This window comes from Streptomyces hygroscopicus subsp. hygroscopicus, from assembly GCF_001553455.1.
Taxonomy (GTDB): domain Bacteria; phylum Actinomycetota; class Actinomycetes; order Streptomycetales; family Streptomycetaceae; genus Streptomyces; species Streptomyces hygroscopicus.
Genome location: NZ_BBOX01000121.1, coordinates 1 through 18,371 on the forward strand (window position 1 = coordinate 1; position 18,371 = coordinate 18,371).

Consider the following 18,371-nt stretch of genomic DNA (forward strand, 5'->3'; position numbering starts at 1 on the left):
GCCAGAGGGAGGGCGTGCCGGGGTTGGGAGGGGCGTGCCGGGGGCGGGGCCGGGGTGCCGGGCTGGGGACGGTGTGGCGGGGGCGGAAACGGCGTGCCGGGGCTGAGAGGGCGTGCCGGGGGCCGGGTAGGGGCGAGGCGGCGGGCCCGGCGCACACGTTGCCCGGCCCCTCCGTCCCGCACGCCCGGCCATTCGGGTGACGTGGCGTCACCCTTCTTGTGGTGGCCTACGTCGGATGGATTACTGAAAGTGTGCGGTGGAGCCCCCGCCGGTTTCTTGCGGCGCTGGGGTCGCCGCGTCCTCGCCGGTGCCGGGCGCCAGGCGTACCGCGAGGAGGGCCGGGCGGGCGTTCCGATGCCCGTGGTCGCGCGCCGGACCGCCGTGAGCGCGAGCGGGTCCAGCCCGTCCGGTCCCGTCCGGGCCCATCCTCCTTTCCCGTCCTCCTTCCCGCGCAGGGTGCTTGTGCCCGCGTCGCCGCGCCGGGGAGCTAGGACCCGAGGGCCGGGGCCGCTCCGGCGCGCAGCGGCCGGTCGGCACACGGCCGGGACCACCACACGCCCTGGCCGTGCGTCAGCCGCGGCAGGACGCGCTCGAACCCGTGCACCCGGCGGACCGGGATCTCGCCCCGGAGCAGCCGGCCCGTGGCACCGTCCACGCTCTCGCCGATGTCCGCCTCGGCGGCGGCGAGACGGGCGGTGACCGCGGCGAGCGCCTCCGTCGGGATCTCCAGCTCGAAGGCGTGGTACGGCTCGTACACCCGCCACCCGGCCCGCTCCAGGGCCTGCCCGAGCACTCGTGGGGTGACCTCGCGGAAGTCGCCCGCGGTGCTCACGGGGCCGATGAACCCGGAGCGGACGAGCACGACCCGGCAGTCCGTCACCGAACGCCCGCGCGGCCCGCGGAACAGCGTCTCATGCACGGTCTCCTCGATCGCGGTGTGGAACGCGCGGGGCAGCGCGCCCAGTTCGGTCTCGTAGCCGAAGACCACCCCGGCGCCGCGTGCGGTGGGTTCGACGCGCAGTCCGACGGTCGCCCACGGCCCGGTGTGGCCGGTGCGGGCGATCTCGTGATGGGCCTCGCCGACCCCCGAGGGGCGTTCGACGAGCACCGGGCGGCTCGGTTCGAAGTCGGCCTCGATGCCGTAGTCCTGCACCAGCGTGGCCGCGATGATCTCCTTCTGGACCTCCCCGTACAGCAGCACCGAGGTGGCTCCGCCCGGCATCGCCCGCGCGTGGATCAGCGGGTCCTGATCGGCCAGGTCGAGCAGCGCGGTGTGCAGCCGGGACGCGGCGGCGGCGCCGGGCTCGCGGGCGTGGACGAGGGTCTGGAGGCTGGGCGCCGCGAAGTGCGGCTGCTGGGCGCCGTCCCTGTTGTCCCTGTGGGAGCTGTGGGCGCTGCCACCGCTGTCGTCTCCGATGGACCTCTGGGTGCTGTCATCCCTGCCGTCTCCGTTGAGCCTGTTGGCGCTGTTGGCCCTGGCGGCCCTGCCGTCTCCCTCGTCCCCCTCCTCTCCACCGGCGGACGGTCCCGGGGCGGCTCCCAGCCGGTCGCCGACCCGGACCCCGGGCAGCCCCTTGATCCTCGCGATGTTGCCGGCGGTCAGCGGTCCCCGTGCGGACTCCGCCCGCCCGATGACCTCCAGGGCGGTGATCTGCCCGGTGTGCTCGGTCACGGCGCCGCCGGGCTCGCGGCGGTACAGCGTCACCCGCTGCCTCAGCCGCACCTCACCGGAGAACAGCCGCAGATACGCCGTACGGCCGCCCCGGGCGCCGCCGCTGGGGTTCCCGCCGCGGTTGCCCTTCCCCTTGCCGTTCCCGCCGCCTTTGCCGTTTCCCCTGGCCGTGCCGTGTCCGCCGTGCCCGCTGTGCCCGCCGGGTCCGCCGCCCCCGTCGCGCTCGACGGCGAAGACCGTGCCCCGCGGCTCCGGCCCGCCCGGTGCGGGCGGCACCAGCCGCGCGACCCCCTCGACCAGCGCCCCGACACCCTGTCCGCTGAGCGCCGAGCCGAAGAAGACCGGATGCGCCAGCCCCTCCGCCGTACGGGCCGCCAGCGCGGCCCACACCTCCTCGGCCGAGGGGAGCGGACCGTCCACGACCCGCGCGAGCAGCGCGTCATCGGTCTCGGCCAGCACCTCGGCCGCCTCGGTACGCACCCCAGGATCGTCCAGGGAGCGCGGCCGGACGTGGGCGTTCCGTGTGCCCAGGTCCCGTACCTCCGTCAGGGGGACGAGATGCGGTGCCAGGGTGCGCCGGATGTCGGCCAGCAGCCCTTCGTCACGGGCGCCCGCACGGTCGATCTTGTTGATGAAGAGCAGCACCGGAAGCCGCAGCCGCCGCAGCGTCTTCATCAGCACGCGGGTCTGCGCCTGGACGCCCTCGACGGCGGACAGCACGAGGACCGCGCCGTCGAGCACCCCGAGGGCGCGTTCGACCTCGGCGATGAAGTCGGAGTGCCCGGGGGTGTCGATCAGGTTGATCTGGGTGTCCCCGGTGGTGAAGGACGCGACCGCGCTCCGCACGGTGATCCCGCGCTGCCGCTCGATCTCGCCCGTGTCGGTCTGGGTGTCCCCGGCGTCGACGCTGCCGAGCCGGTCGATCACCCCGGCGTCGTAGAGCAGCCGCTCGGTGAGGCTGGTCTTACCGGCGTCGACATGGGCGAGCACGCCGATGTTGAGGGTCGTCCGTGAGACCCGTGGAGAGCTGTGCATGGATGCTGATGTCCTCGAAAACGGTCGTCCGGTGGGGGAGTTGAGTCGTTCCGAGGAATCGGCGCATCTGATGCTCTCCTGCTCGTGGGGTTCCTGGTCGCCGGACATCCTGGACAGGAGGGCGGGCGGAGGCAACCGATTTTTCACCCGTGGGCGGCCCGTCGGCAGGCGGGACGGAATCACCAGCCCTGTGGCCAGGTCACCGGGGGGTACCGGCGGGCCGGTGCCGCGCTGGTCCACCCGGACCTCGGGCACCCTCGGGCACCGGCGACCTCCGCACCGCGCGTCAGGGCGCGGCGCTCGACGGCATGCGGCTGACTGAGTGTTGCCGTTCACCGAAAGGCCGGTGCAGACGTTCCAGATGGTGGGGCGACGGCGTGATGGCGTGACGAGGTGAGGGGGGAGCGCGGGCGCGTCGGGGGAGGGTGGCGCTAGGAGGCGAGGCGGCGGACGATCCGGCGCAGTTGGTCGGCGTAGTGCTCGCGGAACTCCGGTGAGTCCGGGTCGGCGCCGAAGAACCGGCGCACGGCGTGCGGCATCGTCGCGGGTGCCGCGACCATGCTGACGCACAGCAACATCGCCATAGCGGGGTCGATCTCCTCCGCGATCTCTCCTTCCGCCTGGCGGCGGCGCAGGTCGGAGAGGTCTTCGGGGTCCTCCTCCGGTACGGCTCCGGCCAGACCGCACCAGGCGTTGAGGCGGGTCCCCCGGGGGTCGGCGAAGGCTTCCTCCAGGTAGCGGGCGACGAGCTGATCGAGGGGGAGCGCCGGATCGTTGAACGCCGCCTCGCGCCGCAGCCACTGGCGGCCCAGCTCCTTGTAGAGCCCTTCCTTGCCGCCGAAGTGGTAGGTGATGAGCTGCTTGTTGAGGCCCGCCCGGTCCGCGATGTCCTGGACGCGGGCGCCCGCGTAGCCCTTCTCGGAGAACTCGTCCATGGCCGCCTCCAGCAGCAGCCGCCGGGAGCGCTCGGGGTCCAGTTTGCGCTCCTCGGGGGCGGGGGCGGGGGCGCGGCGGGGCCTCTTCGGCGTCCCCTGCATCGTGGTCAGCTCCTCTTCTCCTGCTCGGTCCGGACAGGCTAGCCGGGGGCGTCCGGGCGGCCCCCCACCATGGTCTCATCTATGCGTTTGACAAGATCATCCAGTTGGATGAAGTCTGCCTCCGGGTATCGACGGAACGCAGGAGAAACGAGGAGGCACAACATGTTCGTGGTGACCGGAGCCACCGGGAACGTCGGCGGCCATGTGGTGAAGGAGCTGGTCGAGGCGGGCGCCGAGGTGGTCGGGCTCACCCGCGACCCCGAGACGGCCCGGCTGCCGGAGGGCGTCCGGGCGGCCAGGACCGAGGAACTGCCCCTGGAGGGCGCCACCGGGCTGTTCCTCAACCCGGCGGTGGTGTGGCAGCTGGGCGCGGACCCGCTGCTGACGCGGGCCAGGGAGTGCGGGGTGCGGCGGATCGTGATGCTGTCGTCCTCGTCCGTCCTGGACGCGGGCCCGGACAACCCCATCGGCACCCGCCACCTCGGGCTGGAGCGCGCGATCGAGGGTTCGGGGCTGGAGTGGACGTTCGTCCGGCCGGGCGCGTTCGCCGCCAACGCGATGCAGTGGGCGGATCAGATCAAGGCCGGGGATGTGGTGTACGGACCGTACGCCGAGGCCCAGACCGCCCCGATCCACGAGGCCGACATGGGCGCGGTCGCGGCCCGCGCGCTGCTCGACGACGCGCTGGTCGGCCAGGCGCCCGTGCTGTCCGGACCCGAGTCGCTGACCTTCGCCGACCAGGTGCGCATCATCGGCGAGGCCATCGGACGGCCGCTGCGGTACGAGGAGCTTCCCCGGGAGGTGGCGCGGGAACGGATGCTGGGCGGGCACCTGACCCCGGACATCGCGGACTCGCTGCTGAACATGTTCGCGGAGTGCGTCGGCCGCCCCGCCGAGATCTCCCAGGAGACCGAGCGCGTCACGGGCCGCCCCGGGCGTACCTTCGCGCAGTGGGCGGAGGACCACGTGGCCGCGTTCCGCTGAGGCGCTCCGGCGCCGACACCCCAGCCCCGGGCGCGCGCTGGGGCTGGGGTGTGTTCGGGGGCTGGGGTGCGCCCTGGGGCTGGGGCGTGTTCGGGTCGGGGGTGCGCATTGGGTCTGGGGTGGTCCGTGGCTGGGGTGTGCCGGTGGGCCTGGGATGGTCCGGGGCTGGGTTGCGCATCGGGTCTGGGTGCGCTCGGGTCTGGGGTGGTCCCGGGCTGGGGCGTGCCGGTGGGCCCGGGGGCATGCCGGTGGGTGCTGACGTTCCGTTCCCCTGGGAGCCGCCCGGGGGAGCGCCGGGGGGAGCGACCAGGGAGCGTGGGGAAAGGGCTGGACGCGGGGCGCGTACGGCGGGTGTGGCGGGTGTGGCGGGTGCGGGTATCGCGGGGGCGGGGCGGGGGCGGTCGTGGGGCTGGGTACGGGCATACGGCTAACCCGGCGGGGCGGAACAGGCCCGTGCGTCCGTGTCAGGAGGCGGTGCGGGTGCCCCGCTTGCCCGGCTGCTTCTTCGCGGTGGTCTTCTTGGCCGCGGTCTTCTTCCCGGCCCCGGTCTTTGCCCCGGTCTTCTTCCCGGCGGCTTTCTCCGCGGTCTTCTCCGTAGGCTCCTGTGCCGCCTCCTCCGCGGACTTCGTCCCGCTCTTCCTCGCCCCCGCCGTCTTCTTCCCGCCCGCGGGGGGCTTCTTCGCGGCGGCGGCCTTCTTCGCCGGGGCCTTCTTGGCGGCGGCTTTCTTCTCCGGCTTCTCCGCCTTCTCTGGCTTCTCCGGCTTTTCCGGGGCTTGCTTCGCGGCGGCCTTCTTACGGCCGCGCAGATGGGTGACCGTCGCCTTCTCGCGCTCCGCGCCCTCCTCCCCGGCCTCCTCCTCGCCCCGGGCCCGCCGGGCGCTGCGGACGCTCTCCTGCAGCGCCGCCACCAGGTCGACCACCTGCGCGCCCGCGGGCTGCTCGCCGGGCTCGGCGACTGGGACGGCGCCGGACATCTTCGCCGCCACCAGTTCCTCCAGCGCCTCGTGGTACTCGTCGCGCAGGTCGCCCAGGTCCACCTCGCCGAGCGTCTCCATCAGAGTGTCGGCGAGGTCCAGTTCGGCCGGTTTGACGGTCACCTTCTCCTTGGGGGCCACCCCCGTGGACTCGCGCACCTCGTCCGGCCAGACCAGCCGGTGCAGCGCGAGGGTGTCGTCCACGACGCGGAGCACCCCGAGCCGCTCGCGGCCACGGTGGGCGTATTTGGCGATGGCGACCTTCTGGCTGCGCTTGAGCGCCTCGCGCAGCAGGGTGTACGGCTTGGCCGCGGCGGCGCCACCGGTGCCCAGGTAGTAGGCGTCGCCCATCTGGAGCGGATCGATCTCCGAGGCGGAGACGAACGCCTCGATCTCCAGGGTGTGGGTGGTGGGCAGCGCCAGCGCCGCCATGTCCTCGTCAGTGATGGGGATCAGCGCGCCGTCCGCGTCCTCGTACGCCCGCCCGATCTCGCTCGTCTCGACCGGCTCGTCCTCCAGCTCACAGACCTTGCGGTAGCGGATGCGACCGCTGTCGCGGGTGTGGATCTGCCGGAACGAGATGGAGTGATCCTCGGTCGCCGGATACATCTTGATCGGAATGCTCACCAGACCGAACGAAATGTTCCCGTTCCAGATAGATCGCATACTTGATCCCTTTCATGAGATTCTTATCGTATGTCCCCGATCGCGGAGGTGGAGGGGCGGCGGATCGCGCTCAAGAACCTCGACAAGGTCATCCATCCGGCCACCGGCACCACGAAGGGCGAGCTGCTGCACTACCTGGCGTCGGCCGCGGACCCGCTCCTCGGCCATCTGCGGGGACGGCCGCTGGCGTTCCTGCGCTACCCGGACGGGCCCGACGGACAGAAGTTCTTCACCAAGAACCCGCCTCCGGGCACCCCCTCCTGGGTGACGACCGCCGAGGTCACCCGCCATGAGGGGGAGACCGCGCGGCAGGTGCTGGTGCAGGACCTGCCCTCGCTGATGTGGGCGGCCAACCTGGTGGTCGAGTTCCACGCCCCGATGTGGCGCGACGACCTGGGCGTGGGCATCGCCGACCGGCTCGTCTTCGACCTCGACCCCGGACCGCCCGCCACGATCGTGGACTGCCGCGCCGTCGCCGTCTGGCTGCGCGAACGGCTGCGCGCCGACGGCCTTACGGCTTACGCCAAGACCAGCGGCTCCAAGGGGCTGCATCTGCTGGTGCCGGTGGAGCCGACCGCTTCCCGGCGGACCACCGCCTACGCCAGACGGCTGGCCCAGGAAGCCGCGGTCGCCCTGCCGGACCTGGTCGCCCGCAAGATGACCCGTTCGCTGCGGCCGGGGAAGGTGTACGTGGACTTCAGCCAGAACGCGGCCGCGAAGACCACCGCCGCGCCGTACACCCCCCGCGCCCGCCCCGAACCGGCCGTCTCCACGCCCGTCACCTGGGAGGAGGTGGAGGAGTGCCGCACTCCCGAGGCGCTGTCCTTCCTGATCGACGACATCCCCGGGCGGCTCGACCGCCACGGGGATCTGCTCGCCCCGCTCCTTGACCCCGCGCGGGCGCGCCCGCTGCCGACGGGCGGCGGGAGGGGTGCCGACTTCGGGGGCGGCGGCGAGGAGATCGACGACGAGGACAGCGGAGAGGGCTGGGACGAGAACGGCGCGGACAGCGGAGAGGGAAACGAGGAGGGCGGCGGCGCGGAAAGCGGCGAGAACAGCGGCGGCGAGAACAGCGGCGGTGACGACAATGGCGAGGCCAGCGGTAAGGACAGCGGCGGTAAGGACAGTGGCGAGGGCGCGGCCGGCCGATGACCCCCCGTGAACTGCCTCTCCAGCCGCCCGTGGACGTGGCGCTGGCCCGCGCCGTTCCCACCCTGCCGACCGCCCCGCCCGGACGGCGGCTGGCGTACGAGCCGAAGTTCGACGGCCATCGGCTGCTGATCTTCCGGCTGGAGGACGCCGTAAGGATGCAGGCCCGCTCCGGCCGCATCATCACCCGCGCCTTCCCCGATCTGGAGACCGCCGCCCGGCCGCTTCCGCCCGGCACCGTCCTCGACGGTGAGGTGGTGGTGTGGGCCGGCGGCCGTACGGACTTCGCCGCCGTCCAGAAGCGTGCCTTCGCCGCCTCCGGGTCCCGGGCGAGCCGGCTCGCCCGGGAACTGCCCGCCTCCTACGCCGCCTTCGACCTGCTCGCGACCGGTGCGGAGGATCTGCGGCCGCTTCCGTACGCACAGCGCCGCGCCCGGTTGATGGCGCTCCTCGAACCGCTCGGCCCGCCGTTGCAGGCCGTCCCGATGACCACCGATCCGGGCCTCGCCGCCACGTGGTACGAGGCGCTTCCGGAGATCGGCGTGGAGGGCCTGGTCATCAAGGACCTCGACCAGCCCTACCGGCCGGGCCGCCACTGGCGGAAGGTGCGCCATTCGGAGACCCGGGACGCCGTCGTCGTCGGCGTCGTCGGCCCCCGGCTCCGCCCGCGCGCCCTCGCGCTGGTGCTCCCCGGCGACGACCAGCCCGTGATCTCCGCCCCGCTCTCCCCGGGCGTCCGCGCCCAGCTCACCACGGCCCTGCGGGAACGGCCTGACCGGCCTGACCGGCCCGCACCCCAGCCCCCGCCCGGCGAACTCCCCACCGCACCGGACCGGGTCGGCGCCGAGATCGCCTACCTCCCGATCGCCCCGGACCTGACGGTCGAGGTCCGCCAGGAGAGCACGGTCCGCCACGCGGCGACGACGGTCATCCGCCTCCGTGTCCCCGACTGACATCCCCGCTCCGCGCTGCCGCCCCGGGCCGAGCGGCGGGTCGGGTCCCGGGCCGAAAAGGCGACCCGGGCGGCGGGCCGGGCCTCGGGCCGAGGTGGCGACCCGGGCGGTGGGTCAGGGGCCGGGCCGGGTACCGGCCGCCGAAGCCTCCGGTCCTTCCGGGTCCGGCGGCCCGGTGACCACCGCCGTCACCCGGCTGCCCGGGGCCAGTTCACCCCGCTCCACCAGCCCGTGGACCCCCCACAGCATCTTCGCCACGTACCGCCGCTCCAGCCGCACCCCGTGCCGCTCCTCGAACCGGGCCGCGAACGCCTCCAGCTCCGGCGGGACCCGCCCGTAGCCGCCACCGTGGTAGCCGTGCTCGATCCGCCAGGTGCCGAACGCCCGCCCCCACCCGCGCCGGTGCAGCTCGGCCACCTCGCCGTCCAGATACCCCTCCGCCCCCTTCAGCACGGCGAACCCCACCGCCCGCGCACCGGTCGGGAGCGCGGCCGCGATACCGGCCAGCGTGCCCCCGGTGCCCACCGCGCAGCACACCACATCGCCCGGCCCCAGGTCGGGCAGTTCCGCGACGAGCTGCGCCGTGCCCTGTGCGGCGAGCACGTTCGTACCGCCCTCGGGGAGGACGTAAGCGCGCCCCCACCGCTCTTCCAGCCCCCGCAGGAGGTCAGGATCACCCTCGCTCAGGCCGCGCAGCGTCTCGCGGTAGGCGGAGCGGGTGACGAAGGCCAGCTCCATACCGTGTTCCTCGGCCCGCGCCAGCGACCAGTTGCGCGGCGCGTCGGCCAGCTCGTCCCCCCGGATGACCCCGACCGTCGACAGCCCGTACGCGGCTCCCGCCGCCGCCACCGCTCGGATGTGGTGGGAATACGCACCGCCGAAGGTGAGCAGCCGGGTGTGGCCCCGCTCGACGGCCGCGCGCAGATTCGGCGCGAGCTTGCGCCATTTGTTGCCGGGCACCAGCGGGTGGATGAGATCGTCACGTTTCAGCCGCAGCTCCACGCCCCGGTCGGCGAGCCACGGGTCGGGCACGTCCCAAACCGGGGACGGCAGCCGGGGCCGCAGCGGGGCGGCGGTGTCTATCGGACGTCTCACCTGTCCATTCTCACCGCTGCGCTCGTTCACCGGCCCGCTCGGGGGCGATCAGGTCTCGCACGAGGAGTAGCGGTTCAGGTCCTCGGGGTCGGGCCGGAACCGGTTCTCCCAGTCACCGGGATAGGCGTGGACCAGCGCCTGCAGCTGGACCTTGACGTCGGCGGCCCACTCCTCGGTGAGGTAGGTGCGCAGGGCCCGCAAGAGCTTCTTGCAGTCGGCCGTGTGGCCCTTCCGCAGTCCGATGCCGTAGCGGTTGATCTGGCCCGAGGTGATGCCGGGGGCGACTTTGAGCGGGACCTTGCTGTTCTTCTGCTGCTCCACGAAGCCGTAGAGCAGCGCCTCGTCGGTGAACACCGCGTCGACCGCCTCGGCTTGGAGCTTGCGGACGCAGGTCGAGTAGTCCGTTTCGATGTGGCGGGTCGTACCACGGGGCAGCTGCGCCACGGCCGATGTCGATCCCTCGGCGGTACAGATGACCTTGCCCGCGACGTCCTTCTCGGTCTTGAGGCCCTGATAGTCCTCGCGGATCAGGAAGCCCTGTCCGGTGACCAGGTAGGGCCCGACGAAGTCGACCTGCCTCTCCCGGTCCGGGGTGATGGAGTAGGTCGCGATGACCAGGGTCGAGGATCTTTCCTTGAGCTCCTGCTCCCGCTTGGCGGAGACGATGTCGTGGAACTTGGGATTGAAGTCGAGTTCCCTGCCCAGGTAGTTGGCCAGGTCGACCTCGAGGCCGCGGTCGGTGTGCGCGGCGTGCAGATTGAACCCCGGCTGGTCGGTCTTCCCGCCGATGAAGACCGTGTCGTGCAGGACGGACTTCTCGTCCTTCCCGTCCGAGCTTCCGCTCGGGCCGCATGCCGTCACGGTGGCCAGCAGTAAGGCGGCCACCGTCCGTACGGGTCGTCGAACACCGGGCCGTCTGGAGTCCCGGGCGTACGTCGTGTGTATCAATGGGCGTTCCTATCCATCCAGATGAGCCGAGACGACCGAGAGGTCCAGTGCGCAGTTCTGTTCCGCGGTCAACCGGACGCTGAGCTTGATTTCCTTCTTGCCCTCTCCCAGGTCGAGCACGAACCTCTCGCCGGCCGCCCGAGTCTGCGGGAGGTCCTGCCCGGCGCCGGTCGGGAGGGTCACGGTGAGTTTGCTGCCGGGTGTGCACAACGGATCGGCGCGGTTGTGCTGGGTCAGGCCGAAGGTGATCGTGAGCCGCGGTTGCGGATCGTCGGTATGGGCCAAGGCGACAACGGTGTCCCCGTTCTCCAGCGGGCGGGCCGAGGAGAGGGTGAAGCGGATGTCCACCGGGCGGCTGTCCAGGTACATCCATACGCCCCAGGCAGGCAGGCCGACGATCAATATCGCCAGAGGGATCACGACCAGGATGAGCGGCGGCCACAGGGGCCGCTCCCCCTCCGCGTCCCGGTGCCTGATGAGCGGCAGCATCGCGGCGACGAAAGCCAGGAGTGCCCCGGCGGTCACCCCGACCACTCCGGCGTCCCCGCCGAGCGCGAGCCAGATCGAGGCCGATGCGAGAAGGGTGACGAGATCGACGAGGATCAGCAGGGCGAGCAACCGATCGTCGGTGAGGGCGTCGCGAAACCGGATCGCCCTGCCCGACAGCCACGCCGGGAGCCGCCGGCCGGCGCCGGAAGCGGTCGCATCTCCCGGCGGGTCCGGCGGGGCAATGTTCGTATCGTCGGTCACGCGAACAGATTACGGTCGGGGCATACCGGACAACAGGCTTCCGCCGTAACCGGGTTGGGCGCCCACGGGGCGGGCGTACACTGCGCGGCGCCCGGGCCTGGCGACCCCGTCACGATGTGATCCCGTCAGGGGTGACTCCGTCAGGAGTGACCCAGTAAGGATGGGGGCGCGGACGCCGACGGGTATGACGGTGCCGATGCCGATGCCGATGCCGATCGCGTCCGGGGCATCGGGGCCCTGGGCCGCCTCGCGAGGGCGCTCGCCGAGCCCGCCGCCCGACGGCGGGGGCCGACGATCAGGGGGTGAGCCCGCGACCGCGGGGTCCTCAGGAGAAGCGGGCGATCGCCGTCATCGTCGGCCGCAGGTTCCGTACGGCGGGCAGCCACCGCATCAGGGGCGCCACCGCCCCGTAGTAGAAGCCCCGCCCGCGCGGCGGCGGCACCTCGCGCACGTCCGTGATCGCCGGATGGGCCGTCCGCACCTTCGGCAGCTCGCCCGCGTCCATGCCCCACGGCATCGGCGGGGTGCGATAGCCCTGCGCGGTGCGCATCTCGCCGCGCATCGTGCGGGCGCTGAACCACCGCGGCACCGCGTCGAACACCAGCGCCCCGCCCCGGAACCGCTCGGCGCACCCCGCGATCAGGTCCCGCACCTCGGCCGGCCGCAGATACATCAGCAGTCCCTGGGCGGTGATCAGCACCCCGTGCGCCGGATCGACCTCGTCCCGCCAGGACAGGTCGAGCGCCGAGCGGGCCAGCGTGCGCCGCCGCTCCTCGTCCGGCAGCAGCGCCCGCCGCACCTCGGCGGTCTCCGGCAGCTCCACGCCCAGCCAGCGCGCCCGCCCGTTGTCCACCCGCCAGAACTGCGTCTCCAGTCCCTCGGCGAGCGTGACGACCGTGCCGTCCGGATGCTCGGCGAGGAAGGCCCGTACGGCGGCGTCGAAGGTGCGGACCCGCAGCGCATGGCCCTGCGCCAGCAGCGGGCCGGGCGCCCCGAAGGTCTCCTCGAAGGGGTAGTCGATACGGTCGACCAGCTCCACGGCCTTGGGATCGTCGAGCACGGTCCGCGGCCGGCGGGCCTCGGCGGCCCGCATGTAGAGGTTCCACAGCAGGGTCTCGGGCACCCCGCTCAGCTCGACACGCCGACCCTGGCCGTCCGGCCCGGCGTCCGCCATGGCGTCGTCACTCCTCGCACGTGCGTCCCTCGGCGTTTCGTCCACCGCTCTCCCACCGCCATTCAACCTCACCCGGCGCCTCGGCCGGTACGACGAGATGCCCCGACCCGTTCGAGGTGCCTCAGCCGGTACGAGGAGGTGCCCCGCCCGTACGGAAATGCCCCGCCCGGTACGGAACGGTGAACGTCTCGGACGGCGAACGCCTCGAACGGCGGCGCCCCCGGACGGTGAACGCCCCGAACGGCGAACGCCTCGAACGGCGACGCCCCGGACGGTGAACGCCCCGAACGGCGGACGCCCCGAACGGCGGACGCCCCGGACGGCGAACGCCCCGGCCCCCGGACGGTTCCGGGGCCGGGGCGTTCAGGAGGGGCGGCGGTCGTTCAACCCGCCTCGGCCGGGACCGGGCCGATCGCCCGGCCCGCCCACTCGGGGGCCTTCTCGACCAGGTCCGTCAGCCGCTCCCGCACCTCCTCCGGGAACGGCGCCGAGCGGCCCTCCTTCTGGTCGATGTGGAGCGCGAGCAGCTCCGTCGTGGCCACGGGGGCGCCGTCCGGCTCTCCCACGTGCATCTCGTGGGCGAACCGCACCTTCTTCTCGTCCACGCCGAGCACCCGCGTACGGATGGTGAGTTCGGCGCCCTCGTCGACCTCGTGCAGATACCGGATGTGCGACTCCACGGTGTAGAGGGAGCAGCCGGTCTTCTCGCGGTAGGCGGAGTCCAGCCCGGTCTCCACCATCATCTCGTCGGTGCTGTGGCCGAAGACGAGGACGTAGAACGCCTCGCTCATATGGCCGTTGTAGTCGATCCACTCGGGACGTACGGTCTGCCGGTAGTCGGGGAGCGTGGTGCTCACTTCTCGTCTCCCATGCTGCTGGTGGTGCTTGCGTTGCCGTCCGTCCCCTCGGTGCGCTGCCGCGGCAGCCGGCCGGTCGCCCGCAGGACGTCGATGACGCCCTGGTCGCGCTCCGCGACGAGCTGCGCGATGGTACGGCCGCCCGCCGCCTCGTCACAGCCGTCGACCATGGCCGTACGCAGCGTGTCGTCCAGCTCAGGCGCCTCGAGGCGGGTCCACGGAGACTTCAACGAGGGTCCGAAGTGGTCGAGCATATGTGCCATGCCTCCCTCGCCGCCCGCCAGGGCGAAGGTGAGGCAGGGGCCCATGAACGCCCACCGCAGCCCCGGCCCCTCGGTGATCGAGTCGTCGATCTCCTTCACCGTGGCCTCACCGTTCGCGACCATGTGCAGCGCCTCGCGCCACAGCGCTTCCTGGAGCCGGTTGGCGATGAAACCGGGCAGCTCGCGCTCCATGGTGATGACGGACTTGCCCGCCGCCTCGTAGAAGTGCGAGGCCCACTCGACCGCCGCGGCGTCGGTCTGCTTCCCGCCGACGACCTCGACCAGCGGAATCAGGTACGGCGGGTTGAAGGGGTGGCCGACGACGAGCCGGCCGGGGTCGGCGGCCTCGGTCTGCATATCGGTCATCGGATAGCCGGAGGTGGAGGACGCAATGATGACGCCGGGCGGGGCCGCCGCGTCCAGCTGGGCCAGCAGCGACCGCTTGAGCTCCAGCTTCTCGGGGGCGCTCTCCTGGACGAACTGGGCGTCGGCCACGGCCTCCGCGACGGTCGCGGCGACGGTCAGCCGGTCGGGGGAGGCGCCGTCGGCGAGGCCGATCTGCTCCAGGGCGGGCCAGGCGGCGGCCACGAGGCGGCGCAGCTTCTCCTCGGCGTCGGGGGCGGGGTCCCAGGCGGTGACGTCATAGCCACGCGCCAGGAAGTGGGCGACCCAGCCGCCGCCGATGACTCCGGCGCCGACACAGGCGACGCGGCGGACATGGTCGGGGGCGCAAGGGGACGAGGGCATACCGGTCCTCAGAGTGGGAGTGGGAGTGGGGATGGGGAACGAAGAGGGGGTGGGAGTGGGGATGGGGAACGAAGAAGGGTGGGGCGAAGGGGGACGCGGGCTCATCCGCGGGGCTTGAGGCCGAGCCGCTGCCGGGCCTCGTCGGGCGTGGCCACCTTCGCGCCCAGCAACTCGGTGATCTGGACCGCGCGCTCGACCAACTGGCCGTTGGTGGCCTTGACGCCCCTGCTGAGGTAGAGGTTGTCCTCCAGCCCGACCCGTACGTTGCCGCCGAGCAGAATGGACTGCGCCACCCACGGCATCTGCATCCGGCCCAGCGCGAAGCTGGCCCACTGGGCGCCCTCGGGCAGCATGCCGACCATCGCCTGGAGCACACCCGGGTCGGCCGGGGCGCCCCACGGGATACCCATGCAGAGCTGGAAGACGGTGGGGTCGTCGAGCAGCCCCTCGGCCAGCAGCTGCTTGGCGAACCACAGCTGCCCGGTGTCGAAGATCTCCAGCTCGGGGCGTACGCCCAGCTCCTGGATGCGCCTGGCGCCGGTGCGCAGCATGTCGGGGGTGGAGACGTAGAGGTTGCTGCCGTCGCCGAAGTTGAGCGACCCGCAGTCCAGGGTGCAGATGTCGGGGAGCAGCTCCTCGACGTGGGGGAGCCGGTCCAGGCCGCTGACCAGGTCGGTGCCGGGGAGGTGGGTGAGCGGGTGCTCGGGGTCGATGACCAGGTCGCCGCCCATGCCCGCGGTGAGGTTGATGACGACGTCGGTGCCCGTCTCCTTGACCCGCTCCACGACCTCCCGGTAGAGCCGCGGATCGCGGGCGGGGGCGCCGGTCTCGGGATCGCGCACGTGGATGTGGACCACGGCCGCCCCGGCCTCCGCGGCCTCGACGGCGGAGCGGGCTATCTGCTCGGGGGTGATGGGTACGTGGGGGCTGCGGCCCACCGTGTCACCGGCGCCGGTGAGGGCGCAGGTGATGATGACGCTGTCGTTCATGGGCATGGGCGTGTCTCCCTCTCTCGCGGTGCGCAACCTCTCTCGCGGTGCGCAACGGCCCGGGCTCAAGGCTCGGGCCGGTCGGACGGCCCGGCCTGATCGGTCCGGGGCCGCCGTGCGGTCAATTCGGTGTCCACGTAGGCGTTGCAGGCGATGTCCATGTCCTCGGGGCTCGTCCCGCGCTCGCCGGGCGCGGTGGCCAGCACCTGGGTGGCCAGCCCGTCGATCAGGGCGGTCAGGCGCAGCGCGCTGAACTCCGGGTCGACGGTGCGGAAGACCCCCTGCTCGATCCCGCGCCGGATCACCTCGGCGACGGTCTGCCGCCACTGCCGGTAGAAGTCGGCGTGCAGCCGCCCGATGGCCGTGGACCGCGCGGCCTCGGCCCACAGGTCGAGCCACACCAGCCACTGCTGCCGCTGCCGTTCGCTGTACGGCACCTGGAGCGCGATCAGCTGCCGCAGCTCCTCCCGCGCGTCGTCGGCCTCGGCGATCCGGGCGGCGCGGCGCACGGTGTCCTCGTCCATGCACCAGCGCACGGCGGCTTCGAGCAGTTCGGCGCGGCCCGGGAAGTGGTAGTGGATGGTGGCGGTGCTGGTGTCGCAGGCGGCGGCGATGTCGGCGACGCGTACGGCGTGGAAGCCGTGCTCGGCGATGAGCCGCACCGTCTCCCGCACGATCTGGAGCGGCCGCCCGCCTTCGGGCGGCGCGGTGGCCGGGGCGGGCGGCCGGGGCGCACCGGCCGCCGCGTGAGCTCCCCCGCCGGCTCTGCTGGCTCCGTCGGTCCCGCTGGCCCGGCTGGCCCCGTCGGCCCCGCCGTCGGTCGCGCTGGTCCCGTCTGGCCCGTCGGCCCCGTCTGCCCCGCCGTCGGTCGCGCTGGTCCCGTCGGTCGCGCTGGTCCCGTCGGCCCCGTCGGTCGCGCCGCCGCCGACCGTGGTGTCGGTCGTCGTGGTGCCGACCGAGCCGCCGCCGGTCGTGCTGTCGGTCGCCGTGGTGCCGAGCAGCCACCCGGCGTCCACGTTCCCGGCATCGGCGATCCGCGCCAGCTCGGCCACGGTGAAGCGTCGGCTCCCGCTGAGCGAACGCGAGAGCTTGGACGGGTCCATCACGACCCGCCGGGCGAATTCGCGCTGGGTGCAACCGGCTTTCCCGATCACCTGGCGTACGCGTTCCGCCACGTCGAACTGTTGCCGCATGGCCGCCACCGTACGGAGACGTTGAGATAAGCGCAATGAGTGCGGGGAATGAAAAGCCCGGTTCGTCTGCATTTATTCAGCATTCGCACCGGAATTTCACCGGAGTAATACCCCCGGCTGACTGACTCGTCAGTTGAGATCGACGGTTCGACGCAGCGCGCGGGCCGGACCGCGCACGGCCTCGGTGAGCCGTTCGTTCAGCGCCCTGATCCGGCCTGAGCGCGTACGGCGGATCCGCCGCCGGACCGCGACGTACGGGGTCCCGTCGGCCACCCGCTGGGCCACGACTCCTCGCCTTCCCGTCGGCGAAACGGTCCGGGCGGGGGCGCCCGCGGGCCCACCGGCCCGGTCCTCTGGTACTCGACTGGTACTCGACGGCGGTCACTCGCCGGAGCGCTCCGCGGGCAGCGGCTTGCCCAGCATGCGGCAGGTCGCCGCTTCGACGAGGGCCTTGTTCGCGGTCGCGGCCGTCTTCTCCTTGATGCCGAAGTTCGTGCTGGTCAGGACCGCGACGCTGCGGTGTCCGCCGGCGTCGGTGTAGATCTCGCTGGAGTAGCCGGGCAGCCCGCCGGTGTGCCCCCAGACGGTGCCGCAGGACGTGTTGACCTTCATCAGGCCGAGTCCGTAACCGCCGCCTTCCTCGGGGGCGGCGACGGTGGTGCGCATCTGCTTCATCTGGGCCTTGGGCAGCAGCTCGCCGGACATCAGCGCGGTCAGGAAGCGCTGCCAGTCCTGTGCGGTGGAGACCATGGCTCCCGCCGCCCAGGCCCAGCTCGGGTCGATGGCGGTGGTGTCGATGTTGCCCTCGGGGCGTTCGGGGCCCTTGAATCCGACGCCTTCGGGCAGCTCCACGGTCGGGGAAAGGATGTCCTTCAGGCGCTTCGCGTCCGGCTCGTAGCCGGTCACATGCTGCTTCCCGGTGGGCCAGTCGGCGTTCGTGGCCAGGAACGAGTCCTTCATCCCCAACGGCTTGGTGATCTTCTGCTCGATCAGCTCGGCCATGCTGCTCCCGGTGGCCTTCTCCAGGATCAGGCCGAGGGCCGCGTAGTTGGCGTTGCTGTAGGAGTACTTCCTCCCGGGCTCGGCCGGCGGATCCTGCTCGGGAGTGATGGCCAGGAGGTCCTCCGGCCGCCAGGTGCGCTGCTCCTGGCCGGTGAGGGAGGGCAGGAACTCCGGCGTCAACAGGAAGTCGCCCAGACCGCTGGTGTGGTTGAGCAGCATCCGGACGGTGATGTTCTCACCGCCCTTGACCAGTCCGGGCAGCCACTTCTCCACCGAGTCGGCCAGGCTGATCCTGCCCTCGGCGACCTGCTGCAGGACGAGGGTCGCGGTGACCGTCTTGGTGTTGGACCCGACTCTGAACTGGTCGGTGGCGGCGATGCGGTGGTCGTCCTTCGTCCAGGCGGCCTGCCGAGCGATCTCCACGGGCGTCCCCTTGCCGCGGTCGACCCGGACGATCACCCCCAGGGAACCCCCGTCCGCCGCCTTCTGCGCGAGGTCGGCCAGCCGCTCGTCAGCCGAGGCGCCCTGCTCGACCGACGTCTTCGCCGCGCTCGACTCCGCCTCCGACTCCGCGTCCGAGCAGCCCATGAGGGCCGCGCTCATACCGGTCGCCAACGCCACGGTGAGCGCCGCGCGCAGGATCCGGTGGCGGGACGACGTGTGTGCGGACATGGCAGTTCCCTTCGGCACATGACGGTTGCTTCGCGCGGCGGGACCCGGGTGTTCTTCCCGCTGCCTGGCCTGGTGGCGGCCCGTCCGCACACCAACCATTCAGCCAGCGGCAGCCACCTGGTACATCGCTCGATGGCGGGCTTCCCGCGGGCGCCGGGTCACTCCTAGGAATGACGAGACATGGCAAGGAGTGACGTGGCCGGGCGCGGCA

At 72.5% G+C, this 18,371-nt stretch carries 15 protein-coding genes and 1 pseudogene; 3 read left to right on the forward strand and 13 right to left on the reverse strand.

The features are described from left to right. Positions 1-487: 487 nt before the first annotated feature. Complete coding sequence (locus tag AXW62_RS40880) at positions 488-2,707, reverse strand: GTP-binding protein (protein WP_060944755.1); 2,220 nt, start codon at positions 2,705-2,707, stop codon at positions 488-490. 431 nt (positions 2,708-3,138) lie between these two features. Further along, positions 3,139-3,744 carry a TetR/AcrR family transcriptional regulator gene (locus tag AXW62_RS13650; protein ID WP_060944756.1) on the reverse strand — a complete coding sequence of 202 codons (606 nt, stop codon included), beginning with the start codon at positions 3,742-3,744 and terminating at the stop codon, positions 3,139-3,141. A gap of 162 nt (positions 3,745-3,906) precedes the next feature. Between AXW62_RS13650 and AXW62_RS13655 the strand changes: the two genes are divergently transcribed. Beyond that, complete coding sequence (locus AXW62_RS13655) at positions 3,907-4,728, forward strand: NAD(P)H-binding protein (RefSeq protein WP_060944757.1); 822 nt, start codon at positions 3,907-3,909, stop codon at positions 4,726-4,728. A gap of 464 nt (positions 4,729-5,192) precedes the next feature. Here the strand turns inward: AXW62_RS13655 and ku are convergent, their stop codons facing one another. After that, positions 5,193-6,368 (reverse strand): non-homologous end joining protein Ku, encoded by a 1,176-nt coding sequence (gene ku, locus AXW62_RS13660; RefSeq protein ID WP_060944758.1) that lies wholly within the window; start codon positions 6,366-6,368, stop codon positions 5,193-5,195. Positions 6,369-6,398: 30 nt separating this feature from the next. Between ku and ligD the strand changes: the two are divergent. Beyond that, positions 6,399-7,283 (forward strand): annotated as a pseudogene (gene ligD / locus AXW62_RS13665) (non-homologous end-joining DNA ligase); the annotation flags it as partial. 233 nt (positions 7,284-7,516) lie between these two features. Continuing rightward, positions 7,517-8,470 (forward strand): ATP-dependent DNA ligase, encoded by a 954-nt coding sequence (locus AXW62_RS13670; protein WP_060944759.1) that lies wholly within the window; start codon positions 7,517-7,519, stop codon positions 8,468-8,470. A 114-nt stretch (positions 8,471-8,584) separates the two neighbouring features. Here AXW62_RS13670 and AXW62_RS13675 read toward each other — a convergent pair whose 3' ends face one another. The 10 genes from AXW62_RS13675 to AXW62_RS13715 all read right to left on the reverse strand — a co-directional run bounded on the left by AXW62_RS13675 (position 8,585) and on the right by AXW62_RS13715 (position 18,160). Further along, positions 8,585-9,565: a 1-aminocyclopropane-1-carboxylate deaminase/D-cysteine desulfhydrase gene (locus tag AXW62_RS13675; RefSeq protein WP_252368595.1), complete on the reverse strand. Its 981-nt coding sequence runs from the start codon at positions 9,563-9,565 to the stop codon at positions 8,585-8,587. Between the two features lie 48 nt (positions 9,566-9,613). Continuing rightward, positions 9,614-10,450: a transporter substrate-binding domain-containing protein gene (locus AXW62_RS13680; protein ID WP_060944760.1), complete on the reverse strand. Its 837-nt coding sequence runs from the start codon at positions 10,448-10,450 to the stop codon at positions 9,614-9,616. Between the two features lie 72 nt (positions 10,451-10,522). After that, positions 10,523-11,263: a cytochrome c oxidase subunit II gene (locus tag AXW62_RS13685; RefSeq protein WP_060944761.1), complete on the reverse strand. Its 741-nt coding sequence runs from the start codon at positions 11,261-11,263 to the stop codon at positions 10,523-10,525. Positions 11,264-11,588: 325 nt separating this feature from the next. After that, positions 11,589-12,437, reverse strand: coding sequence for a class I SAM-dependent methyltransferase (locus AXW62_RS13690; RefSeq protein WP_060944762.1), 849 nt, complete (start codon positions 12,435-12,437; stop codon positions 11,589-11,591). Between the two features lie 383 nt (positions 12,438-12,820). Further along, positions 12,821-13,294: a thioesterase family protein gene (locus AXW62_RS13695; RefSeq protein WP_030835274.1), complete on the reverse strand. Its 474-nt coding sequence runs from the start codon at positions 13,292-13,294 to the stop codon at positions 12,821-12,823. Next, a complete protein-coding gene (locus AXW62_RS13700; RefSeq protein WP_060944763.1) occupies positions 13,291-14,304 on the reverse strand; it encodes a 3-hydroxyacyl-CoA dehydrogenase NAD-binding domain-containing protein in 1,014 nt (337 codons plus the stop codon). Before AXW62_RS13700 ends, AXW62_RS13695 begins: the two co-directional genes overlap by 4 nt. A gap of 101 nt (positions 14,305-14,405) precedes the next feature. Next, a complete protein-coding gene (locus AXW62_RS13705) occupies positions 14,406-15,293 on the reverse strand; it encodes a beta-keto acid cleavage family enzyme (protein ID WP_060944804.1) in 888 nt (295 codons plus the stop codon). Between the two features lie 65 nt (positions 15,294-15,358). Beyond that, on the reverse strand, positions 15,359-16,486 hold the full coding sequence (locus tag AXW62_RS45760; protein WP_060944764.1) for a TetR/AcrR family transcriptional regulator: 1,128 nt from the start codon (positions 16,484-16,486) through the stop codon (positions 15,359-15,361). A 129-nt stretch (positions 16,487-16,615) separates the two neighbouring features. Beyond that, the gene (locus tag AXW62_RS43910) at positions 16,616-16,771 is read right to left on the reverse strand and encodes a hypothetical protein (protein WP_159060875.1); all 156 of its coding nucleotides are present in this window, start codon (positions 16,769-16,771) and stop codon (positions 16,616-16,618) included. Between the two features lie 96 nt (positions 16,772-16,867). Further along, a complete protein-coding gene (locus AXW62_RS13715) occupies positions 16,868-18,160 on the reverse strand; it encodes a serine hydrolase domain-containing protein (RefSeq protein WP_174556388.1) in 1,293 nt (430 codons plus the stop codon). Positions 18,161-18,371: the final 211 nt, after the last annotated feature.